At 38.1% G+C, this 23,380-nt stretch carries 26 protein-coding genes, 1 pseudogene and 1 riboswitch; of the genes and pseudogenes, 7 read left to right on the top strand and 20 right to left on the bottom strand.

What is annotated here, in order from left to right; genetic code table 11:
* Positions 1–59 precede the first annotated feature (59 nt).
* The 13 genes from AC1DUW_RS06355 to phnG form a co-directional block, all read right to left on the bottom strand.
* Positions 60–578 carry a YfiT family bacillithiol transferase gene (locus tag AC1DUW_RS06355; RefSeq protein WP_053347425.1) on the bottom strand — a complete coding sequence of 173 codons (519 nt, stop codon included), beginning with the start codon at positions 576–578 and terminating at the stop codon, positions 60–62.
* The gene (locus AC1DUW_RS06350) at positions 541–708 is read right to left on the bottom strand and encodes a hypothetical protein (RefSeq protein WP_477642215.1); all 168 of its coding nucleotides are present in this window, start codon (positions 706–708) and stop codon (positions 541–543) included. The genes AC1DUW_RS06355 and AC1DUW_RS06350 overlap by 38 nt, the downstream gene beginning before the upstream one ends.
* A gap of 280 nt (positions 709–988) precedes the next feature.
* Positions 989–1,861 carry a PhnE/PtxC family ABC transporter permease gene (locus AC1DUW_RS06345; protein WP_053347426.1) on the bottom strand — a complete coding sequence of 291 codons (873 nt, stop codon included), beginning with the start codon at positions 1,859–1,861 and terminating at the stop codon, positions 989–991.
* Complete coding sequence (locus tag AC1DUW_RS06340; protein ID WP_477642214.1) at positions 1,861–2,646, bottom strand: PhnE/PtxC family ABC transporter permease; 786 nt, start codon at positions 2,644–2,646, stop codon at positions 1,861–1,863. The genes AC1DUW_RS06345 and AC1DUW_RS06340 overlap by 1 nt, the downstream gene beginning before the upstream one ends.
* Complete coding sequence (gene phnC, locus AC1DUW_RS06335; protein WP_477642213.1) at positions 2,636–3,424, bottom strand: phosphonate ABC transporter ATP-binding protein; 789 nt, start codon at positions 3,422–3,424, stop codon at positions 2,636–2,638. Before phnC ends, AC1DUW_RS06340 begins: the two co-directional genes overlap by 11 nt.
* Before the next feature lie 40 nt (positions 3,425–3,464).
* The gene (gene phnD, locus AC1DUW_RS06330; protein ID WP_477642212.1) at positions 3,465–4,511 is read right to left on the bottom strand and encodes a phosphate/phosphite/phosphonate ABC transporter substrate-binding protein; all 1,047 of its coding nucleotides are present in this window, start codon (positions 4,509–4,511) and stop codon (positions 3,465–3,467) included.
* Positions 4,512–4,639: 128 nt separating this feature from the next.
* Entirely contained in the window at positions 4,640–5,353 is a 714-nt protein-coding gene (locus AC1DUW_RS06325) for a phosphonate C-P lyase system protein PhnL (RefSeq protein WP_053347430.1), read from the bottom strand.
* A gap of 24 nt (positions 5,354–5,377) precedes the next feature.
* Complete coding sequence (gene phnM, locus AC1DUW_RS06320; RefSeq protein WP_053347431.1) at positions 5,378–6,556, bottom strand: phosphonate metabolism protein PhnM; 1,179 nt, start codon at positions 6,554–6,556, stop codon at positions 5,378–5,380.
* 31 nt (positions 6,557–6,587) lie between these two features.
* A complete protein-coding gene (locus tag AC1DUW_RS06315; RefSeq protein ID WP_053347432.1) occupies positions 6,588–7,433 on the bottom strand; it encodes an ATP-binding cassette domain-containing protein in 846 nt (281 codons plus the stop codon).
* A complete protein-coding gene (locus tag AC1DUW_RS06310) occupies positions 7,434–8,288 on the bottom strand; it encodes an alpha-D-ribose 1-methylphosphonate 5-phosphate C-P-lyase PhnJ (RefSeq protein WP_053347433.1) in 855 nt (284 codons plus the stop codon). It lies immediately after the preceding gene.
* Positions 8,281–9,417, bottom strand: coding sequence for a carbon-phosphorus lyase complex subunit PhnI (locus AC1DUW_RS06305; RefSeq protein WP_053347434.1), 1,137 nt, complete (start codon positions 9,415–9,417; stop codon positions 8,281–8,283). The genes AC1DUW_RS06310 and AC1DUW_RS06305 overlap by 8 nt, the downstream gene beginning before the upstream one ends.
* Entirely contained in the window at positions 9,399–10,016 is a 618-nt protein-coding gene (phnH, locus tag AC1DUW_RS06300) for a phosphonate C-P lyase system protein PhnH (RefSeq protein WP_328113031.1), read from the bottom strand. Before phnH ends, AC1DUW_RS06305 begins: the two co-directional genes overlap by 19 nt.
* 13 nt (positions 10,017–10,029) lie before the next feature.
* Positions 10,030–10,455, bottom strand: coding sequence for a phosphonate C-P lyase system protein PhnG (gene phnG / locus AC1DUW_RS06295; protein WP_053347436.1), 426 nt, complete (start codon positions 10,453–10,455; stop codon positions 10,030–10,032).
* A gap of 174 nt (positions 10,456–10,629) precedes the next feature.
* Between phnG and AC1DUW_RS06290 the strand changes: the two genes are divergently transcribed.
* Positions 10,630–10,785, top strand: coding sequence for a hypothetical protein (locus AC1DUW_RS06290; RefSeq protein WP_161804953.1), 156 nt, complete (start codon positions 10,630–10,632; stop codon positions 10,783–10,785).
* On the opposite strand, the gene AC1DUW_RS06285 is transcribed toward AC1DUW_RS06290, so the two are convergent.
* Together AC1DUW_RS06285 and AC1DUW_RS06280 are read right to left on the bottom strand one after the other, a co-directional pair.
* Positions 10,778–11,467 carry a GntR family transcriptional regulator gene (locus tag AC1DUW_RS06285; protein ID WP_477642211.1) on the bottom strand — a complete coding sequence of 230 codons (690 nt, stop codon included), beginning with the start codon at positions 11,465–11,467 and terminating at the stop codon, positions 10,778–10,780. The genes AC1DUW_RS06290 and AC1DUW_RS06285 overlap by 8 nt on opposite strands.
* 189 nt (positions 11,468–11,656) lie before the next feature.
* Positions 11,657–12,517 (bottom strand): PHP domain-containing protein, encoded by an 861-nt coding sequence (locus AC1DUW_RS06280; protein ID WP_477642210.1) that lies wholly within the window; start codon positions 12,515–12,517, stop codon positions 11,657–11,659.
* A gap of 319 nt (positions 12,518–12,836) precedes the next feature.
* Between AC1DUW_RS06280 and AC1DUW_RS06275 the strand changes: the two genes are divergently transcribed.
* Both AC1DUW_RS06275 and AC1DUW_RS06270 read left to right on the top strand, forming a co-directional pair.
* Entirely contained in the window at positions 12,837–13,961 is a 1,125-nt protein-coding gene (locus AC1DUW_RS06275) for a serine hydrolase (protein ID WP_477642209.1), read from the top strand.
* 97 nt (positions 13,962–14,058) lie between these two features.
* On the top strand, positions 14,059–14,496 hold the full coding sequence (locus AC1DUW_RS06270; RefSeq protein WP_057214626.1) for a GNAT family N-acetyltransferase: 438 nt from the start codon (positions 14,059–14,061) through the stop codon (positions 14,494–14,496).
* A 64-nt stretch (positions 14,497–14,560) separates the two neighbouring features.
* Here AC1DUW_RS06270 and AC1DUW_RS06265 read toward each other — a convergent pair whose 3' ends face one another.
* Positions 14,561–14,845: an AbrB/MazE/SpoVT family DNA-binding domain-containing protein gene (locus tag AC1DUW_RS06265; RefSeq protein WP_053347441.1), complete on the bottom strand. Its 285-nt coding sequence runs from the start codon at positions 14,843–14,845 to the stop codon at positions 14,561–14,563.
* A gap of 630 nt (positions 14,846–15,475) precedes the next feature.
* Between AC1DUW_RS06265 and AC1DUW_RS06260 the strand changes: the two genes are divergently transcribed.
* From AC1DUW_RS06260 to AC1DUW_RS06245, 4 genes are all read left to right on the top strand, one after another.
* Positions 15,476–16,447, top strand: a complete 972-nt coding sequence (locus AC1DUW_RS06260) for a DMT family transporter (RefSeq protein WP_053347442.1) — start codon at positions 15,476–15,478, stop codon at positions 16,445–16,447.
* A gap of 300 nt (positions 16,448–16,747) precedes the next feature.
* A riboswitch (guanidine-I (ykkC/yxkD leader) is annotated at positions 16,748–16,849 on the top strand.
* Positions 16,850–16,919: 70 nt separating this feature from the next.
* The gene (locus tag AC1DUW_RS06255) at positions 16,920–17,261 is read left to right on the top strand and encodes a DMT family transporter (protein WP_056521637.1); all 342 of its coding nucleotides are present in this window, start codon (positions 16,920–16,922) and stop codon (positions 17,259–17,261) included.
* Positions 17,261–17,575, top strand: coding sequence for a DMT family transporter (locus tag AC1DUW_RS06250; RefSeq protein ID WP_053347444.1), 315 nt, complete (start codon positions 17,261–17,263; stop codon positions 17,573–17,575). Before AC1DUW_RS06255 ends, AC1DUW_RS06250 begins: the two co-directional genes overlap by 1 nt.
* 142 nt (positions 17,576–17,717) lie before the next feature.
* Positions 17,718–17,903: a DUF8096 family protein gene (locus AC1DUW_RS06245; RefSeq protein ID WP_053347445.1), complete on the top strand. Its 186-nt coding sequence runs from the start codon at positions 17,718–17,720 to the stop codon at positions 17,901–17,903.
* Between the two features lie 360 nt (positions 17,904–18,263).
* Here the strand turns inward: AC1DUW_RS06245 and AC1DUW_RS06240 are convergent.
* The 4 genes and pseudogenes from AC1DUW_RS06240 to AC1DUW_RS06225 form a co-directional block, all read right to left on the bottom strand.
* Positions 18,264–18,530: pseudogene (locus AC1DUW_RS06240) on the bottom strand (LysE/ArgO family amino acid transporter); the annotation flags it as partial.
* 39 nt (positions 18,531–18,569) lie between these two features.
* Complete coding sequence (locus tag AC1DUW_RS06235) at positions 18,570–21,791, bottom strand: DEAD/DEAH box helicase (RefSeq protein ID WP_477642208.1); 3,222 nt, start codon at positions 21,789–21,791, stop codon at positions 18,570–18,572.
* A 208-nt stretch (positions 21,792–21,999) separates the two neighbouring features.
* Entirely contained in the window at positions 22,000–22,233 is a 234-nt protein-coding gene (locus AC1DUW_RS06230; protein WP_053347447.1) for a YczF family membrane protein, read from the bottom strand.
* Positions 22,234–22,251: 18 nt separating this feature from the next.
* Positions 22,252–23,370, bottom strand: coding sequence for a GerAB/ArcD/ProY family transporter (locus AC1DUW_RS06225; protein WP_053347448.1), 1,119 nt, complete (start codon positions 23,368–23,370; stop codon positions 22,252–22,254).
* Between the last annotated feature and the right edge of the window lie 10 nt (positions 23,371–23,380).

The following is a 23,380-nucleotide window of genomic DNA, read 5'->3' as shown; positions in this document are numbered from 1 at the left end:
GGTCAATAGTTACTTTGTACCCAATGCGGTTTTTAAAATAGAAAATAGTTGAATGTAATTTACCATCCCTTACGATTCAATAAAGAAGTAATATGCGCAAGATGATGTCGACCATGCCACGAGTAAATACCTATATTTTCACCTACTGAAACTTCTCCTGAATCCGGATGGATGAATGTTTTTTTTAGATCAGTTGAATTAATACTATATAAAAGGTTAGCCCAGCGTATATGTAACGCTTCAAGTAGGGATAGCGAAATATCAACCGGCAATTTTTTATCAGGTAGCTCTGCCCATTTTCCCTCATCATAAGGCTTAATGACAGGATTATCTTCCGTAAGAGCCAATTTAAAGCGAATATAAGCATTCATATGGCTATCCGCAAGATGATGCACGACTTGGCGAACAGTCCATCCTTCCGTACGATAAGCCGTATCAAGCTGTTCTTCATCCATGTTTCGTACTGCCTCTCGCAGCAATCCAGGCAAAGCTTCAATCTCCTTAATCCAGCCCTCAGCCACACTATTCGTTATCTCCCCATCAAACTGAAACTTCCCTATTGGGTATCTTGCTTCCATCTTTATTTCCTCCTGGTGTTTTTATAGTACCTTTATTTATTACATTCTTTATCCTTACCAATAAATCCTTTATGCCTACATATCTTCTCTTCTCTTCTCTTCTCTGACTACCTTTTCTTTTCGAATCCAAACCAAAAAGGCTGGCGCAGCAGCCTTGATATTTTAGTGACACTATTTAGAACTACTTCATAGACCCGGCAATTTCTATCATTTTCTTCATAGGACCCGCGAACTATACATCTCTATATACGTTCCTTCTTGTACCCAACGAAGTAAACAACCAGTAATCTTCCCCATCTAATTAAATAGCCTAAAGGGCGTTTTATTTTTTGTCTTAGCATTTGCACCCTAATTTCTAGGTTGATTCGACGTCGTTTTCATTTCATGTCTCCCTAGCCAGTCTTCCTCTATCAAGATAATACTTTTAGCTTCCTTTTGATATGTGTTGCGAAGATTTCAAGACAGATTGCAATTATTAGGATAAAATAAGTGATTGCTCCAATTTCACTCAAGTCAAAGTAAAATCCACTTGCCATAAACATATCGAAGCCGATTCCTCCCGCGCCTGCAGCTGCGCCCATTGCGACTGCCACTGCAAAATTGATTTCAAAGCGCATGAAAGTCCATGAAATGATATAAGTAATCGAAGATGGAATGACTACTTGGAAAACGATCTGCCACCAATTCGCACCGCTTGCTTGTAGGGCTTCAATAGCACCTTTATCAATTTCTTCGAAGGATTCTGAGTAGGCCTTTACAAGGTAACTTATTGAGTGAAACGTCATTCCTATAACTGCCGCTACACTACCTAATCCTGCTGCGACTGCAAAAATGAGGACCCACAACACAGTTGGAACGGCTCTAATCAAGGCAACCGTTCCCTTTATCACAATCGATAATGGCTTAGTCGAGATATTTCCAGCCGCTAAAAGTCCCAACATCAGGGCAATGATTGCACCAAATATTGTCGTTAAGAAAGCTAAACCTAATGTAATCGACACCTGATATAGTGCTTGAGTAAAGGTAAAGTGCTTCAGATGCGGCTCAAAAAACATGATCTTCAAATTGTCCATAGTCAATAATAGTGCGTCCAGAAGTTTAACATCCTTATAATCAAAACTGACAAATGCGTACATAGTCAAAATCGCAAGGATCAGAACACTCAACCTTATAACGATTGTAGATTTTGAGAAGGGCTTTTTGGATAGTAGATCAAGTAGCCGTTTATCTAAATCCTGGCCAGTATGAGAGGGAAATGGTTTGATAGGACCTTCTGCCTGCATTATAAAATCACCCTCCTCACGTAATTTGAGATATATTCAATACATAAAATCGAAATAATAATCGTGATGACGACAAGACTAGCAATGTCATAATTCAAGTTTTTATAAAACAGATTAAACGTAAAACCAATACCTGATCCTGTAAGCAGTCCGACTAATGTTGCATTTCTTATATTTGTTTCAATCATAAAAAGAACCCAACTAATCATTTGCGGGATTGTTGAAGGAATAACAGACTGCGAAATAATAGTTAGATAGCTTGCACCCGTTGCCTGCAAAGCTTCTACGGAACTACTGCTTACTTCATCGATCGTTTCTATAAAGGCTCTTGTTAAAAAACCGAAAGATCCGAAAAACAAAGCAAAATAACCGGTTAAGGAACTTTGTCCAAATGAAAATAACAAGACCAGCGCCCATATTGAGACATCAATATTTCTAAATAAAACCGCTATCCCACGGCTAAAACCTCCGAAAAAAGCATTCACTCTTGTAGTATTAGAACCCAAAATAGCAAATACAAAGGCCAATATTCCAGCGAGTGTCGTTGCAGCAATAGAAATTAAAAGTGTTTCTTTCAGCTTTATCAAAATGTCTGGCAGTTTAGTCAGGGAATCCTTTGTTGGATAAAAATTCGATAACGACCATTGTATAGCCTTAGGAACGGAGGTAAATCCTTTTGCCATGCTGAATTCTGTAATGATAATAGAAACAACCGTCGCAGCCCCAATAATCAAAAACAATACAAGCGAATTTCTTCTCTTTTTTGCAAAAATATCAGCCGACATGGGAACCTCCCAAATCAAAAATCAACTTTCCTTCATCTGACCCATAAATCTGATGGATATCACTCGAGGTTATATTTTGAGATGTGCCATTGAAAACAATCTTGCCACTATTCACACCAATAATTCGATCCGAATATTTTAGAGCAACATCGACTTGATGCAGATTAACTACTACTGTGATTCCCATGGATGTACAGATATTCCTTAAATGATCCATGATCACTTTGGATGAATTCGGATCTAGAGAGGCAATCGGTTCATCACATAAAAGCAATTTAGGATTTTGGATAAGTGCCCGCGCAATACCAACACGCTGTTTCTGGCCTCCGCTCAATTCATCAGACCTTTTATAGAGCTGATCTTCCAGACCGAGAATTTGGAGAATATTAGCAGCCTGAAGTTTCTCATCTTCACTGTACAGACCAAGGATACCTGCCAAAGTAGATTTATAGCCTAATCGTCCATGCAGGGTATTTTCAATCACGCTAAGTCTATTTACCAGATTGTAATGTTGAAAAATCATCCCTATTTTCCTCCGTACTTTCTTTAACTCCCTTTTATTTAACTCGTATACATGATCATTATCAAAAATGATATCTCCACTAGAAGCATCAATCATCCTATTAATGCACCGAAGAAGAGTTGATTTTCCTGCTCCAGATGGCCCTATGATAGAAACGAATTCTCCTTCTTTCACAGAGAAGTCAATATTGGATAACGCTTTTGTATCATTTCCAAAGTGTTTTGAGACATTTTTCACTTCCAATAATGTTGTCATGTATTATCCCCCTACATTTTACTACTTTAGGATCTGCAAATTATTTAGATAATTCCCGAATTGGATTGAACCAGTCATCCTCAACTTGCACCAATCTTTCTTTTCCGCTTGCCTTTTTAAATAGACCTGATACCTTAGAGTCCTCTGGTACAAAAACTTTCTCGTTATTTGCTATCTCATCAGACATCAAAGTTTCAAGAATTTTTTCACGTGTTTCCTCACTAACTAATTCGGTATTCACCACGAAGGGTGCATTCAAAACTGGGGTCACTGAAATGAGTGAGAATTCTTTGTCTACAACTGTGTTAAAGGGTTCAGCTGCATCCTTCTTTACCTTATACACAGCACCTGCTTTATTCTCTTCTCCATCTGCCAGCTCTACATAATTATTAACACATGTGTCACAAAAAGCTGCCACGTCTGCTCTCCCAGTCAAAAGATTTACAGCCGAACCTTGGTGGGAACCACCATAAAGTACTTCACTAAAAAATTTATCCTTCCCGCCTTCTAATAAATCCTCGGCCTTTAATTCCTTAAACTTATCTTTTTGAGAAAAATAATCAACGATTCCTGTGGAAGGAACTTTGAAACCAGATGTAGAGCTATTTGATACGAAAGAGAATTTTTTTCCTTGGATATCGTCTATGGAATATTCGTCGTTCATTTTATAATCCTTTGCATTTTGAACAGCCAGCCAGCTATTGTAGACTGCATCATCCAAGGTTCCTGATTCACCGCTTGGAACAACTAGAGATTGAACCTTATCATTTTTGTTTTTTGCTTCAATATATCCTTGTGCTCCTAGGAATGCTAAATCAGCGTTTCCATTAGCAATTGCCTCGATTGCAATATTATAATCTGTTGTGGTCTTATGTTCGACTTTCTTTCCTGTGGCTTCTTCTAAGATCCGCCCGATTTCATCGCGGGCTTCCCCTAAATCTTCCCCAGATTCATTTGGCAGCCACGCTATTGTTAATGTATCATCTTCTTGTCCCTTAGCATTATCTCCTGTTGAACTACTAGAAGAGCAGCCTGTAAACACCACCAAAATTACAAACATCAAGATGGACATAATCGATTTTTTCATGTTAAATCTTCCCTCCTATTTAAAAAATCATTTCTTATTTCAATAACTATCAATTTAACAATACAGGTACAATACTAACCTGCCATTAAGCAAACCGAATATTCAGTAAAGTTTCCGTGAAGCAATCGTTAAATTTTTTGAATAGCTTGATTAAAACATCCATTCTGTATGCTATATTCTTTATTTACTAACCGATTCATGAACTCCAAGTCATGAAAAATACCTAGCATGGTCGTTCCTTCTTTCATTAGCTGTTCTAGCAGGGTTTTCACCTTCAATTTAGAATCGTGATCCAAACTTGCTGTTGGTTCATCCAACAAGAGCAGCCGTGGCCTTTTTACCATTGCTCTTGCTATATTTAACCTTAGCTTCTCTCCTCCTGAAAAAGTAGCAGGGTAACTGTCCCGCAGCTCTTTTCCTATTTCAAAGTGGTCGAGGATTTTTTCTGTTTCCATATTGGCTATTTCTCTAGATTGTCCCATTTCAAGGATAGCCTCGGTTACGAGCTGCCTTGCTGTAGTTCTTGGCATGACATTTAAAAATTGAGAAACATAGCCTATCTCATGCTTACGCAGGTAAATCATTTCTCTTTCTGTAGCTTTTGCTAGATTAATCGGACCATAGTGGGAAGACTCATACCAGATATCTCCTTCTTGAACCCGATAGGTACCATAAATCGATTTTAAGATCGTCGATTTTCCGCTGCCACTCTTGCCTGTAATGCCAATAAATTCACCTTTTTTCACTCGAATCGTAATATTGTTAACTGCTTGAATGTCTTTGCATTGATTATGTAAAATAAAAGACTTGGATAAATCTTTAATATCTAATATGTTTTCCACTTTACCACCCGCTTTCTAAAAAATTTATATCCTGTAATTAGTCTTTTGAATCAATTTTCCATCTACAATCACACTTGTTATCACAGGGAAATCACCAGAAATTTTTTCAATAATAAGTATGTCAGCCTTTTTCCCTTCATGAATCGATCCAATTTCGTCATCCATTTTGACTGCCTTTGCGGGATTAATCGTAACTAGCTTAAACATGTCAACAAGATCCATCCCATGGTTATCCACTAATTCAAACATTGAATGTAGGAGGGCTGCAGGGTAATAATCACTGCATAATATGTCTATGCTTCCATCTTGAATGGCTTCAGAGGCACTTAAGTTCCCACTGTGTGAACCTCCCAAAAGCACATTTGGTGCACCCGCTATTGTATACATCCCCATCTCATGTGCCTTACGGGCAATCTCAAGTGTGATTGGAAATTCACTTATATTCGTTCCAAAGCTGTGAACTAATTCAAGCTTCTCTTTCGAATCATCATCATGTGAGGCAACTGCAATATTGTTTTCTCTTGCTAGCAGTGCAATTTCTTTCATTCTTTCAATCGTCAGCTTTTCTTTCACTTGATGAGTCTGGATCATTACATCAATAGCTTCATCACTATAATCGTTATACCCTCTTAAAGTGTTTCGATAAATCTCTAGATGTCTATATTGTCCTTGACCTGGAGTGTGGTCCATGAATGAGACTAGATGCACTTTCTTTTCCGAAATATATTCTTTTAAATTATCAATATCCTCCAAATTATCTATTTCATAACGGGCATGAAACCGATGACGGACTAGGTGCTTCATCTTATGTGTTTGATCAATTAAGTCAATTAGCTTTCTTACATTCTCAGGCTCCCGAATTGGCTTATATGCGTATTCAGTTGATTTATAGAGAGATAGAGAGTGAAACATGGTCGTAATCCCATGCGTAATCAGTTCCTTTTCTGTTTCTCTTAAGCTCAAATGAAAATTCATTAAAGATGTAGGGCGCGGTGCAGTCATATGTTCAATGTAATCCGAATGGAGATCAATAAAACCAGGTGTAACATATCCACCCAAAGCGTCCAGCACTTCCATCTCAGGACTCGTTTCGATTTCTCCCACAGGTGCAATTCTGCAAATTTTATCATCCTTAATTAAGAGATCATGGTCTATCAATATCAAGTCTTCCGTTATAATTTTTCCATTTTTAATCAGCAACAATATCTCTTCCCCCATTTTCCTTTAGTTTCTATTACAGCAGCGAATGTACTAATTGTTGGGTATAAGGATGCTGTGGATCTTCGAGTATTTGATCTGTTAATCCTCGCTCGATTACTTTACCCTCCAGCATAACAAGCGTACGGTCTGCAAGCATTCGGATTACACCCAAATCATGAGAAACCAGTACAATACTAATATTCAAATCTCTTTGGAGGCCTTTAATTAAATCCAATACACTTGCTTGAACTGATAAATCTAAACCTGTGGTGACCTCATCCAAAAGCAGTATGGGTGGATTGTTAGACAACGCTTTGGCTATCTGGACCCTTTGCTGCATACCACCAGAAAAATTCTTTGGTTCTTCTTTCATTCTATGAATGGGAATATTCACTTCTTCAAGGAGCTCGGCACCTCTTGTTTCCATGCTGCCGACATGTCTATTCCCAGCTGAAATTAACTTCTCAGCAATATTGCCAATCGAGGAGAAATTCATTTTCAATCCTAGAATAGGGTTTTGATAAACCTTCCCCATTAGGTGGTTTCGAACATATCTTTTTTTCTGAGCAGACTCTATGAATAAATTCTTTTTTCCATCCTCAAAGCCAGCCACATACATTTCTCCATCGGTTACTTCTTCGTCAAAATACAAACTTTTCATTAAAGTGGATTTGCCACTGCCACTCTCTCCTACAATTCCAAGAACTTCACCTTGATACAAATCAAACGTCACATCTCTACAGGCATAAACCGTTCCACATTTGTGACAATAGTTTTTAGTCATCTTTCCTAATTTCATATTTTTGCATGTTGAACATCCGTTTCCAAACTGTTTGTTCATCTGTTTAACTGATAATACGGGTACTTCAAGTACAGACATTTATTTCACTCCCAATGATTGTTTTTGATTGACTATTTCAAGACAATTGCTTGTATCATTACATTGGAAATACGTTTCTCCTGTATCCTCATCAACAAGTTCATCAAAAAACACATCATTGGAACCGCAGAGAATACAAGCTTGATTTGTAAAGGACTCTATTTCAAATTCATAATCATCAAATGCTAAAGATGATACCTTTGTATAAGGAGGTACAGCATATACCTTTTTCTCCCTACCTGCGCCTAACAAAATGAGCGCTTCACTATTGTCTAGCTTTGCATTATCGAATCTCGGAATTGGACTTGGTGCCATGACATACCTGTCGTGAACCATTACCGGATGGTCTGCATCTGTCGCCATTATTCCGTACTTCATAATTTTTTCAAATAACATAAGCCATGCTCCACTATACTCTCTCTCAGCATGTAGCTTTTTCGTTTCATGTTCGCTTGGCTCAAAACCCCTTAAAGGTTCCGGTAATGGAACTTGAAGAATTAAAATCTGGTCTTTTTGTAACGGCACTTCAGGCACCCTGTGTCTAGACTGGATTAAAGATGCATCAGCTGTGCTATCCGTTGTCCTTACCCCAGTAGTGTCTGATACGAGTTTTTTTATGTTAACGGCATTAACGGATTCATCCGAGCCTTGGTCGATCACTTTAAGAACGTCATCCTTTCCTATTAATGACAATGTCAACTGTAGGCCACCTGTGCCCCAACCACGCCCAATCGGCATTTCCCTAGAAGCGAATGGAACTTGATAACCGGGAATAGCAATCGCCTTTAAGGTTGCTCTTCTAATTTCTCGTTTCGATCCTTCATCAAAGAATGCAAAATTATAGGTTTTATTCATGCAATCCCACCTCCTGCTCTGTGGTCTGATCTTTCGACTTTCGAATACTATCAAGTTTGGATTGAAACGTAACGTAATGAGGCATCTTCAAATGGGAGATGAAGCCCGTTGATTCCACTGAATCTATATGATAAAGAACGAATTCCTCGTTATGACTTGGAAATTCATTGTTTGGTCTTTCAAGGCAATTATCTAAAATTCCCATTGCTATTGCTTTTGTTTCATTTTGTCCCATACACATGCCATAGCCAACTTCAAACTCTATTTCTTTTTTGCCTTGTTCTTTCTCTACCGTTAGCGGAATGAGCATCTCTACTTCCGTCGCTGTGAAATCTCCAATATAATAGCTATCTTCCTCTTGACCATCGTCCAGCGGATGATCGAGATAGACAGGCAGCTGACCTACGCGTAACTCTCCTACTGTCGGGTGCAGGGCACCATATCCACGAATTACTGCATAAGCTAGTGATGTTACTGCACCTGTTTGGCCTCTTGTTAGAATTTGTAAGCGTTCACTCCGCTTTGAAGGAAACTCTAGACTCTTCCTTGTAACATCTCTAGGCTGCAAATCATTGTTTTCACAGCTTGCTAATAAGCCTTCACTTCTTAAATAGTCCAAAACTTTAGGTAAATTGTTTAAATCATCCATGTGCTTCTGATTATATTCTGTTGAACGATTCTCTTCTTGATAAGCCCGTAACCAATCTTGAATGCTTTTATCCGATTCTTTTTCCAACTCCGAATCTAGTAACCGATGTGTATAATCTGTCGTAGCACCCAAAATCTGTCCGCCAGGTACATCCTTAAAACTGGCTGAAATCCTGCGCACTACTTTCATATTTTCAGAACTGATAATTCGTGAAACATGTTTTCGCGGCAAAGTTGATCGATAGGCTCTTAAGAGGAAAACAGCTTCTTCCGGATTGCCTTCAGCTTGTTTAATTGCAATTGCAGACAGTGATTGATCATACAAACTGCTTTCGGACATAACCTGATCAATTAACCCTCTCATGCCAGCTTCTATCTTATGTAGCTCTATTGCCGTCCCTTTATGAACTCTTTCATACTTTAAGCGTTTTATGGATTCCTCAATGGCCTTTGTTCCGCCCTTTACTGCAACATATCCCATTTAATCTCACCCCCATTTTCTTTGATTTGAGTAGTTCTCGGTAAAGCTATTAAACGATTTTGTTCATCCACAAAATACATATCGATTCCTAAAGGGAATTCTATGTTTTTTTCGTTTCTTACACTCATCCAGGTGGAGACATTTGGGAGGCATATAAAAGACTCCTGATGAATTCCTGGTCCTGAAAGGATCATTGAGTCCCCTTTTGTTACATCCGAGACTTCTAGAATAATCATTGCTGATTCATGAGGATTCAACAGATTTCCTACCTTTGCTTTATTCATTGCGTCTTTCCTTTGCTCGTTGGAAGCATCCTGTAAAATAAAGATAAAATCTGCTTCTGACAAATCAACAGCCTTTGAATAGGTAAGCTGATTAATCATTCTTGACACTATCTCCTCTTCCTTTGAAATAATCTTAAAAGTGACTTCTGGGTCAAGTACCGTGAGTGCAAGTAGGATAGTAGAAGATAAGCATTCCATTTGAACATCCAACATCTTAGCTTCCCTCTCCAAAACCACTAAAGTACCAGGTCTTGAAGTCGCCGCTACAAGCTTTCTATAAACAGTCTGTATATCATGAACTACATCCAAATTCATCGCTTTTCCCCCCTTATTGAACATCCATTGTTTCAAAATTTACCTTGGTTCTTAAGATTGATTGATTCAACTCTTGAAGATTTTTCTGTATATTCTTCTTCTCATTTTCTAAAACATGTGACCATAATCTTGTTTCTACAAGATCAGCCTGATATGCAGCATCAATGATAGCTAAACAATGAGCCAGCTCTTCTCGATGYCCCTTAACGATACCAATACCGATTGAATCCTGGATTTGGACAGTGCATTCTGTCACCAGTAATTCCCCTAGATAAAACAAACTCTTTTTTGCCGTTTCCCTTGCCTTTAGCAAGACAAGAGCACTCTCTGGCTTTTGAATGACGTTTACTTTATATCTCATTTCTATTTCCTTGGCAAAATCCTTCGCAATGTCTGCAGTGCCTTGAATCAAAATCTCTGTTCTTTCCTTTCTTCTCATTCCATTGGCCTCCAAATGTTTTAGTTTCTCTCTACATCTTCAATGTATCTTGTTGCCAAGTGAACCTACGTTAAGAATGAGTAAATCTTTGTATGTAATTTGTAAAAGCACTAACGTGAACGGGCATATTCTATTCAAAGTTTCGTGCTTTACTCGTGAATCTGGAGCATTTACGTGCTTATATTCGTGAATTCGAGCGTTACTCGTGAATTCGGAGCATTTACTCGTGAGTTCCGTGCTTTTACCCGTGAATTTGGAGCATTTACTCGTGAGTTTCGAGTATTTACTCGTGAATTCGAGCGGTATATGGGATGGAAGTTTTTTACATAACATAGGTGAAACAATCGCTGCGATAGACAATGACCGTATGCTCAAGGACTTGATTACTCCCCTTATCCACGCATACTGATTCCACTTGCAAAAGTGGAATTAAACTTGAACACTGCAAAATATCTCGTTCAAATAGAGTTGGAAAAATAACATTCAGCGTGCTGAATTCTACATAACCACGCTGCCTATAATATAGAAACATAGAGGTAATATCAGGACCATCCTTATCTATTTCAGGAAAAGTTGATTTTGCTACATAAGATGTATGAAGAGCAATCGGAAATTCGTCTATTAACCTCAGCCTGCCAATTTTAAAGACTTTCTCATCACTTTCCACATCGAGGCTTTGAAAAATCTTCTGATCATAAGAAATTTCTTCGCAAAAAATAGTAATCGTTTGAAAGGCAAACTGGAATTCCTTCATTTTCTCAGTGAAACTTACATCTCCAGACAGAATTAACGGAATTTGCTTCTTGCTGTCCTGGACATAACTTCCCTTGCCTTGCTTTGAATAGATATAACCTAAATCTTGAAGCTGTTCATATGCCTTTCTAACAACCATTCTTGGAACATTAAATTGATCAGCGAGTATATGCTCTGAAGGTAACTTTTTATCCAATTGAAAGGTCCCTCTCTTGATTTCTGTAATCAAATGATCCACTAAAAAGTTTTTTTCTGCCAACAGACATCTCCCCCTTTATTTATCCGGTCTGCCTTACACCTGTACCTTTTTCTTATTAGTGTTAGTGTAATGAGAAAATATGAAGCTACCATGATTTTCTTGTAAAAAAAAATAGTCCTGGTCAATTACCAGGACAAAAAGAACACCTATTTTCTAAATCTTTCCATACACTACTCTACATTGTCTCTTTCAAAATTTAATGGCCATGCTTTTTTTCTTTAAAGTCAAAGCATTCACACATTCTCTTCCAGGGCTATAACTACCTAGCCGAATCGGTTTATCCCCATACACCCCATGAAAATCTGAACCTCCTGTCTTAATGAGTTTGTATTGATCTGCATATTGAATCGCTCTTTCTTCTTCTGCATGACCATGATGTGGGTGAAGGACTTCAATCCCTTCAAGTCCTGCTTCTACAAGAGCTGGAATAATTCCGAAGCTATCGTATTGTCCAGGATGAGCAAGGACCGGAACGCCTCCGGCAGCACGAATCGCCTTTACAGCTAGAACAGCATCCACATACTCCATAGGAATAAATGCAATACCTGGCTCTTCTCCATTTTGACCGCGACTGAAGATTTTCTTATACAAATCCCCATAGATAGAATCCGTATATCCCGCTTCCTTTAGCGCTTGCATAATATGCTGTTTATAAACCCCGGTTCCCCCCCTAAACTTAGAAACCTGCTCCCAAGTTATTTGATATCCTGCATTGATTATTCGCTCCACCATTTTTACAGAGGCTGCATTCCTCTTTTCAATCAATGGATTACATAGCTCCTCAAGTGCCTTATGACCATACTCAACAAAATATCCCAAAATATGTACACGTCTACCTCTTGCAAAATCATAACCAGAAACTTCTATACCAGGGATGATTTCAATCCCTTTTTCTTTTCCCTTTTCCACCATCTCTTGCAACCCCATCGTAGTATCGTGGTTGGTAATCGCTAAATGACCAATACTCTCCCTTTTTGCAACCTCCAATAGTTCTCCAAACGAACAAGATCCATCTGAGATATTCGTATGACAATGTAATTCAACCTTCATTGTTAATCCCCCCATTCTTATTGGTTACCTACTAGCATCCTAACTTGGTGCCAAGTTGGTCACGTTAAGCTGATGTAAAAAAAACGTAAAAGGGCTTGGGATTTTGTACGGACTCTAATTTCTAAGTTACTTCCTACATGCAGAAAATATCTTTTAAAATGACCGAGAAAAATGGAGTCTTTCTATGAGGAAGGCTTCATTTTTTCATTATTTATTCTATCTCACTGCTTACATGCTTAAAAAGTTCTTCCTAAGTAAAATGAAACCTAATCATTGAGCAGTCGTATATGTATTTATATGTAAAAAGGCAGGTGTTATTTTGAAAATATTACTCTTTTTAATCGGAGGTATTGGACTATCTCTATGTTTGATTCTAGGAATTGGGATGTGGATGTTTAAGAAGGATATCAACAAAGAGGATCCAGAATATATAGTTCAGTTTATCAAGGAGAATGCAGAGAACAAGAACGTTTCTTTATCCATCCATCTTAATGATGAGAAATGGGTACATGTTAATGCCAACACGCCGCTTCCTTTAGCAAGCACCGTCAAAATCATCGTAGCCATTGAATATGCACAACAGGCGGCAGTGGGGCAAATCAATCCAGAGCAAGAAGTGAAATTAGCCGACATAGACAGATTTTATGTTCCTAAAACAGACGGGGGAGCACATGAGGCATGGATTACTCAGGTCAAAAAGGATAAAGAGATAGATAGAGTTCCTTTAAGTGAAGTAGTAGATGGAATGATTGCTTACAGTTCTAATGCGAATACAGATTACTTAATAACTATACTTGGCCTTCAAAACATCAATCATGTTCCAGAGAGCTTAGGCATTACCAGTCATGAGCCAATGTATCCCATTGTAAGTTCGCTGTTCATACCTGACCAATTAATGAAAGAAAAAAAATTAACTAAACAAGATACCCTAAAGGCCCTGAAAAATATGGACAAAGGTGAATACCGTGATCGGGCGATTGCTATTCACAATAAGTGGCAGACTCACCCCCCAACAGATCAGGAAAAGAAACAAGCAATGAAAATGATGGGTAGTGATTTTCAAAAAATTTGGTCTGATCGTTTGCCCCGAGCAACTACAGAAGACTATGTCTCCATAATGAAAAAACTAAATAGCAAGACGCACTTTGATAAAAACGTTTATGGGTATCTCGATCCGGTATTAGAACAGTTAATGAAAAGTCCAAGCAATCGTGAGTGGCTTGTTCATGCAGGTCAAAAAGGAGGCTCTACTGCCTTTGTTCTTACGATTTCGATGTATGCGAAGGATAAAGATAATAACCAAACAGAGCTTGCATTTTTTGCAAACGATTTAACCTCTATTGAACAAGCAAAACTTTCCAAAAATATGAATGCGTTTCAGCTTAAATTTCTAACAGATACGAAATTTCGAACATACGTCAAAAAAGAAGTATCCAATCTATGAAGCATTAGGCAATGAATCGAACAGTTTATTCACAGCCACTTATCAATATATGGTAAATTAAGAGTATTCTATAAAATAAACACTGGAGGTTCATTACATGGGTATTCAAAAAGCTACTTTAAATGAGCTTGATTCCTTAACAGAACTTTTTGATTTATACAGAGTGTTCTATGAGCAAACGTCAAATCTTGAGGGTGCAAGGGAGTTTTTAAAGGAAAGGTTAACGAACGAAGAGTCGGTCATTTTTATGGCCTTTGATGGGGATAACCCTATTGGTTTTGTTCAATTATATCCTTCATTTTCATCAGTGAGCATGATGCGGTCATGGGTGTTAAACGATTTATTTGTGAAGGGAAATGCTCGCAAAAAGGGATTTGGTGAGAAGTTATTAAAAGCCGCTATTGCTTTTGCAAAAGAAACTGGTGCAAAAGGAGTGTCGCTTGAGACAGATAAGGATAACGGCAATGCGCAAAAACTTTACGAAAAAATTGGTTTTATTCGAGAATCTAATTATTTTTATTACTTCTCCATATAAAATGAAAAAAGTGTAGAGAAAATAAAATTTTCTCTACACTTGAATGCTTTTTATTTAAAATGAATTATTTAGCAGTTTCATAGCTTGCTTGAATTTCTTTAATTAGAAGTTCAGCACCTTCACGGCTAAGTATTAATTTACCGTTTGCAAGTTTCATATTGTCATCAGATATATCGCCCGTTACCTGACAAGTCATGTTTGCTTTGTATTTTTGAAGGATTATACGCTCTTGTTCTACGTAGATTTCCAAAGCATCTTTCTCTTTAATTCCTAAAGTACGGCGTAATTCGATAGGAATTACTACCCGTCCTAATTCGTCAACTTTACGTACAATACCTGTAGATTTCATTTTTATTTACCTCACTAATTTTCTTTCAAATTTTACATCTATACTTTTCGTCAACATTCGACATTATTTGCACTCCTATAAATATACCACTCCCTCCCAAATTCGTCAATTCTCGTATCTTCGTATATTATCTACCTCTATATGATTATTATCTTATAACTCAATAAAACCTCTATAAATAGCGCTATTATGCTATTTTAAAGGTTTGAATAAGGCATTTTTTGTATGATAAACATAAAATTGGCATATTAATTTTTTCCATATCCAAACATCAATACTCTTATTTAAAGATATAATTTATGTCGAATATTGCAGAAGACATATTCACAGTCTTAAAGAATGCAGTTGATTTTTTTGTATAACTGAAGGACAATTTAGTATGATTGTTAGATTTAATATTTAGAATATTCACCTTATCTTTCCGTAACAAATCTCCTCATTAGCTCTTGAAGGGAAAGTACGTTAAAACATGACAACCTGGTTCGTTACTCCAACCCTAAACTTTTATGGTTTGAATCTCGTAAAAGGTATGCTCTAAATTCTTTTCTAATCATAAGAAAGCCGAAACGATTGCCATACTTCAGAGGCTTGGCTAATTATTGGCTCATAAAACAGATTGAGGTGAGTCGATTGCGACCAATTATATTAGGTATTTGCTCTGCTTTCTTTTTTGCATTTACGTTTGTGTTAAATCAGTCAATGGAATTATCTGGTGGAAGTTGGATATGGAGTGCTTCGCTTCGATATATCTTTATGGTTCCTTTTCTAGTATGTATCGTCCTAAGTAGAAAAAACCTCCGACCACTCTTGCAGGTGATGAGAGAACGACCAGGGCCTTGGTTGCTATGGAGTTTTGTAGGGTTTGGATTGTTCTATGCCCCCTTATGCTTTGCATCTGCCTACTCACCTGGCTGGCTAATCGCCGGCACTTGGCAAATCACGATTATCTCAGGTGCTTTACTTGCTCCGTTATTTTTTGAAAATGTTCAAACACAAGATGGACTCGTAAGGAAAAGAGGAGAGATTTCTTTGAAAGGTCTTCTCATGTCCCTTATCATTCTGTTGGGGATCATACTTATGCAACTAGAACACACTAAGCATATTTCTATGGCAAATCTCTGGTTGGGGGTAATCCCAATCGTCATCGCCTCATTTGCATACCCTTTAGGGAACCGCAAAATGATGGAAGTGTCTCAAGGACGTTTAGATGCTTATCAGCGTGTGTTAGGGATGACTTTAGCGAGTCTGCCATTCTGGTTCTTACTTTCGTTGTATGGTTTTTTTACGGTAGGAGCACCAACGAAAATGCAGAGTTTTCAATCCCTTTTGGTAGCACTATTTTCTGGAGTTATTGCAACGGTCCTTTTTTTCAAAGCGACCGATTTGGTAAGGGGAAATATGCAGAAGTTAGCTTCCGTTGAAGCCACACAATCAATGGAAGTCCTTTTTGCTCTTGCCGGGGAATTACTATTTTTATCTTTACAATCCCCTTCTCCTTTATCGTGGTTCGGCATCTTTATCGTTATTATTGGGATGATTTTGCATAGTTATGTTTCTCATATAAAAGAAGTCAATCCTCGAAATCAGTCAGTGAGTGACTAATATAAGAGTAAGGCAGGACTATAAATGCATCTGATAAGACCAATGTGTTGGTACTTGTCAGATGCATTTTTATTGGAACACTAGAGAAAGTATGTAATTTAAAATCTTAATTAGCGGTAATTTATTGAGGTTTCATTCGAGCATTTTATTTGTCCTCATCCTGTTATCGTAATTATAGAAGGCTGGAAAGGATTTGGATGCCTTTTTCGAATAGATTCATACATTCATTGGAAAAAGTAAATAGCCCTTTAACCTTGAGTAAATTTAAAATGTATGTATAATATAACTTAATTGTATATGTTAAATGTTTTCTAGGGTTCCGTTGCAAGTGTCTGTGCTAGTCTGGTCCGAGAGAAAACTCACAGTTTTGCTGTGTCACGGAAGGATAAAAGCCTGGGAGAAACTGTTTTACAGTTATCTCTTAGGCTTTTTTTGTTTTTTGGTAAGAATAAAATTGGAGGTGTTATTTTTAATGAGTACAAACTGGATTAAGGTATTTATTGCTGCTTTTTTTGAAGTTTTTTGGGTTATTGGTTTAAAACACGCAAATGACTTTTGGACTTGGACTGGAACTGTTATTTCTATCATCATCAGCTTCTATTTAATGATAATGGCTGGACGAAAACTTCCCGTTGGAACCGTATATGCAGTATTTGTAGGAATGGGGACAGCAGGAACCGTTTTTTCCGAAATCATATTCTTTGGAGAATCATTTAAATTGAGTAAAACACTTTTGATTTTACTGTTATTAGCAGGGGTAATCGGCTTGAAACTAGTGACTAAGGATAATGTTGAAAAAGGAGATGAATCCTAATGGCTTGGGTCTCTTTAATCTTAGCTGGGCTATTTGAAATGTTTGGTGTTGCGATGATTAATAAATTGCACAAAGACCGTAATTGGCAATCCTTGGCGCTGTTGTTTTTCGGATTTGGGGCAAGTTTTCTATTTCTTGCTTATGCCATGAAAACATTACCCATGGGGACGGCTTATGCAATCTGGACAGGAATTGGTGCGTCTGGTGGAGCAATAATCGGCATGCTTTTATATGGGGAATCAAAAGACTGGAGAAGAGTCGTTTTTATTGCAATGGTGTTAGGTGCAGCAATAGGATTAAAACTTGTTTCATAAGAAGTTTTCACTCCTTCTTTGTATAAAAAGTTCTTATATCAATTTAGAACAAATCGATTTGGGTTTTATCACTTACCTACCTACTGCTATAAAAATTTGGTATGATAAATTAGTTAAATAAAATAGTGAAGGTGATTTTACTTTGTCTGAAGAAATTCCAGAAGAAAAAAAGGAATATGACACCACAATTATTTATGACTACGCAGATTATCCTGACATCGTTAGTGGTCGCTGTGACAATTGCGGTAAAGCTCAATTTGAAAGTTCGGTTAAGAACTATGTATATATTCGTAAATGCAGAGAGTGCGGCATGAAGAAATCGATTTGACCCTATATAGTTATAGGGTTTTTATTATTTTTTACTTTTTGTTCGTTTGGATTTATCACATGTACTCTTTCCTTTCTTCGGAGATCAAAATCAGAAAAGGTTATAGCAATAAGTGAATTCCTTCAGCGAATCATGGTAGATGCCAGATTTCCCTCGCAGTATGACCTGATCTGATTGTTTTCTTTTTAATCAGCTTTCTTCTTTCATAGTGGCGCCCGGAACGCTCTCAAATTTCATGTTACCCTTCAATAGTCAAAACTTAAAAGGCCGCCAATTGGAGGGCGGCCTTCTTGGGCTAACACTATAATTGACTAGGAACGCCGTTAAAAGTCCTACTACATTTTGTATAGTTGGAATGCTATATATAGCGACAATCCATATCATAATTGCAGATACTTTGTTGATTTCGTTTATAAATCTCCCATCGGTATCGATATCTCCTACCTTTTTCCCCACGATAGCCAGACTGAAATACCAAATCCAAGAAATTAATATAGTTGCAGCGGTAAACGTCATTTTCTCTATCCCGGTATAGCTAAGAGAACTGATTCCAATAACCCCAACGGTATCAATAATCGCGTGGGGGTTTAGTAATGAAACAGACATAGCAAACATAATCTGTTTTTTAGAACATTGCTGCTAACATTCTGTAATTCCCCTAGCTCTCTATATCATCAATATTTCCCGAATGTCCTCTTCAGTAAGAGCAGATGACGATTTCTCCTCAGGGTCGATGATTTCTTCAATCAGATGCCTCTTTTTCTCTTGCAGTTCATTCATTTTTTCTTCGATTGTGCCGCGGGCAACAAGTTTGATGACCTGAACAACATTTTTCTGTCCCATACGATGAGCACGGTCTGTTGCTTGTTCCTCGACTGCTGGATTCCACCAAAGATCATATAAAATGACAGTATCGGCACCCGTCAGGTTAAGACCTGTACCGCCTGCTTTCAATGAAATGAGAAATATATCACGTTCACCTGCATTAAATCGATTACAGATTTCAACGCGTTCTTTTGATGGTRTTTGTCCATCTAGGTAGAAAAAGGGCTGCCCTTGATTCGCTAAATCTCTACCAATGATCTGAAGCATTTTCGTAAACTGTGAGAAAATCAGTACCCTTCTTCCAGAAAGCTTTGATTCCTCAACAATCTGCATTAGTTGCTCATATTTAGCTGAGCTTCCTTTATAACCGTCCACAAATAAGGCGGGGTGACAACAAATCTGTCGTAACCGAGTCAAGCCAGCGAGGATTCTAATACGATTTTTCCGAAGTGTATTTTTATCCAGATGTTTCAATGTGTCTTGTCGCAGCTTTGCCAAATAAGCAGCATACAGTTTCTTCTGATCAGGTAGCAGTTCCATCGATTCCATCGACTCGATTTTTTCTGGAAGCTCCGATAATACATCCTCTTTCAACCTCCGAAGTAAAAATGGCCGGATCCTACGAGCAATTTTTTCCCTTGAGAGGTTACTGTATTCCTTTAACCCCATGAATAGTTCAGGAAAGACAACGTGAAAAAGGGACCACAGCTCTTCTAGTGAATTCTCAACCGGGGTACCAGTGAGGGCGAAGCGATGATCCGCTTGTATCTTCTTCACCGCTCGTGCCGTTTGTGTCCCTGGGTTCTTAAATGCCTGTGCCTCATCAAAAAACACCGTGTGAAAATCTTGTTTCTCAAACCACATAATGTCCTTACGTAATAACGGATATGAGGTAATGACAACATCTATGCCCGTTATTTCCTTCTGTATCTTTGACCTTTCTGTTTTATTGCCATCCACGACGATGGCTTGTATATCCGGGGAAAATTTCATGAATTCACTCAGCCAGTTATATGTCAAAGATGATGGACAAACAATAAGAGCGGGGAGGTTCTTCTTACGGATGTCTGGAAGCTCGGATAAAATGAATGCGATGCTTTGCAGAGTTTTACCCAGTCCCATATCATCTGCGAGAATTCCTCCAAAGCCATAGCAAGCAAGTATTTTCATCCATTTGTAGCCGCTTTTTTGATAGTCCCGTAATATTGACTCTAAACTCTTTGGCACCGCGAACTCCAGGTTACTTGGATTGCGGATGTTTTCCAAGAACTTGCGGAATGACTCCTCTATTGTAAATGTATTGCTGTCATTTACAGAATCAAGAAGCTGAAGCCCTCTTACGATTGGTACATTTAAGCGACTTTCCAAATCTTCATTCTGGACCGGAAGTGCATTCAGAAAACGATTGATTTCTTCAAACTCCCTTGTCTCAAGGGAAAGCAACGATCCATTCCTCAAACGATAATACTTCCTTTTTTCCTCTAGAGCTTCTAGAACTTCTCGTATTTGTTTTTCAGGAATGCCATCCATTTCAAATTTGAATTCCAGCCAATTAGTCCGTTCTTTTTTGATTTTCACCCTAATTTGCGGAGCAGCATTCCCTCGGGAAATCCGATTTCTTACAGCAGTCGTGGCATATATTTGAACAAGCTTTTGAAGTTTCGGAACGACATGGTACAAAAACTCATACTCCAACTCTTCATTATGTAAAAAATATCCACCGTCTGTCTTGGCAAACATGCTATCATCCATCAGTTGCAGGATCTCTTCCTCTTTATCCACATCTCTTATAAGCTTGGAAACTGACTTGAGTTCCTGATTTTCCAAAGGATTAATCACGATATTTTCATAGTGAAACTCCAACCCTGCAAGCAGCCTATTTTTTACGCGATCTAAGTATAGCTTAGCAATCAATGGTGTCTTCTCGAACTGCTCAGAAATGCCCCCTGAGAAATGAACATCACCTAGTTTTTTCAAACCTGGTACCACTTTTTCCAGGAATAACTCTAATTGCTCCTGATGAATTGGAATTTGATTCATTCCTGAATCTTCCAACATCTGTTTTAAATCTGAGAGACGTTGGCAGTCTTCACTTTCGAGGGGAACCAATTTCCCTTCAGATAAAACAGATCTGTATGCATTCATCACAATTATTTCATTCAACCCTTTAATATTCAGTTTATATCCTTTGCCCTCACTTTCGGCAAATTCAAACTGTAAAGGAAGCGGTTCGCCGGATATCTGAAAACTATCAAACGTATTCCCGTCATACGCAAGCTTCACCAATGGTGCGATTGTTAGGATAGGGACAAGCCTTTCAAAAGAAGTTGGCGGAATGAGTAACAGGTGATTGCTCATTGTATAGTCAGATTTGTACGGAAGCGCGTCAAGATAGACCTGTTCATCATAAGTCACTTGGATAAGCTGCTGAATAACTGCATCTGTTTCACGCTGAAAACAATGGAGTTCAGGATCATACAGAAATGAAAGGGACACTTGGGCAGGTTTTCCTTCTTTTACCTGCTTCAGAAAATCCCTGAGATTCGGTACATTTGTCGAACCAATCTTCACTTCAATTCCGAACATGTATCTGCCCTGGCCTATCGTGATGGGCTTACATGTAAACTCCGCATCAAGCACCTGCCTGTTTTCAAAGTGGAGCTGATGGCCACTTGAGCGTACAGGCTGATTATTGAAAAGCGTAAGCAAACCATCTGTCAGCTTCATATTTGCTGAAGCGTCAGACTGAGGTTCGTTTAGACCTTCAGGAATTGTTCCTTGACGCTGGTGTTCGTATACCGACAGTAATACGGCCGCAATATGCTGACAATCCCGTTGAAAAGAAGCAAGCGTTGGGCAGCTGCATTTCGTGCGAAAGCCTCCGGCAGCATCCACTTCAATAGAGACATGGAAATCTTCTATTCCTTTAACAGTTGCTTCACAACCATCAGGACGGTAACTTTCAAATGTCACTTTATTAGCACGATAAAAAGCATCTCCTCTTTTGAAGGAGACTGTCCCGCACATATCTTTAATGATTTTTTGATTTAATTTGATATTCAAAATGCCGTTCTCCTTCCTGAGGACCTCTGTGCTATTGTTATTTATGTAAAGGTGGTTTTCCATTCTATATGAAAAATAAGCTCATTTTATCATCATACTATGAAATGGGAATCCGAGGTGGTAAAAAAGCAAAAAGACAAACCCCCTTATTCAAATCAGATTTGAAATAGAGTTCATCTATAGTGCAGCAACGGGAATATGTAAATCTTTATTGTTGTCCTTTGGCTTTGTTTCCTTTCTTTTTTTTTCGATAAAAGAAACTAAACAAAAGCATAACAAGAAGAAAAAGAAAGAGGACAAGTTCAGTCACATCCTTCACCAAAAAAGGATTAAATGCATGTTTAATGGAATTATCCAAATCAAACCCTAAAAGATTATCTAGGCCTAAAGACAAGGCCACTAAAAGGATTAGCATCAAAATAGTAATACCGAAGATTTTCATTTTTATCAGCTCCACCTTTTAGGGTTTTGGTGGTACAAAGCCCTGCTTTTTTTTTCTATTCTTAAAATAAGCAATAACCAAAAGAAATACTGGAATTATCACTTGAAATGGTAAATGAACGTAGATGGGCACAGCACCTAGCCCTTCATGGATATGTTCCGAATAGCTACTTGCAATCACAATGGATATTAGTAAAATGACAAAACCAACTGGATAAGCCAGCCGAGAAGGTTCTTTAAAGTTGAAAACATTTGCCGTACCCGTTACCGCTACATATGTAAACACACTTATTTTGATGAACCCTCCAATCATGAGTTTAACCAAAAAATAAACATCGAGTCGTTCCAAAAAGCCAGCGATCTCAATTGACTGAATGAGGGAAAGAAAAGGATATTGCGAACGTATTGTAAGATCCACCCCAAGCACAGCTACATTCAAAGCCATTATAAACGCGAGAAAAATACCGCTTGCAGCCAAACTCCCTATACCAATTTTTTTTAGCCTCTGAGGTTCGTTCAAATAAGGAAAAATCATTAAAAAGACAATGATTTCGCCAAATGGAAAAAATAAGGTTTCAGTAAAGGACATTTTCATCATCTCTACCCCACTGATTTCAAAAACAGGTTTTAAGTTGTTTATATGGATCATTCCTGAAACAACAATCAGAAGAATGAATGTCATGAAAAGTAAATTCTCTAACACAAAGAAAAGTTCTCCCGTCCTTGCCAGTACCTCTATCCCTTTACGAACCGTATACACCACCACCAAAATAAATACTGCGTTCGCAAAAAATAACGGAACATGAGGATAGGCGAAGGTAAGCAGGGTCTCTCCGAAATCCCTCAACACTCTTGCAGCAAGATACATGAAATATAGAATGTATAGAAAAGCTACTATCCTTCCTAAAAAATTCCCCATTATATGTCTTACATATTCAGTTAGCAGCTGATCAGGGTAGTATTGAAAAAGGCCATAATAAACGAAAAATAACAAAAAACCGCCTATCATCGCAATGAGAATGACTAGCCAAGCGCCCTGTTTGGCTTCACCTGCAAGCGGAACCAAAAGTGCACTTCCTATTTCAAACAGGAAAATAAGGACGAATAGCTGGAAGCCGCTGATTTTTGCCTTTTCCACGAGGATGCCA

Source organism: Peribacillus sp. P4_C12 (assembly GCF_056402095.1).
The sequence above is the reverse complement of the archived record's forward strand: the minus strand, read 5'-3'. Positions and strand labels throughout refer to the sequence as shown.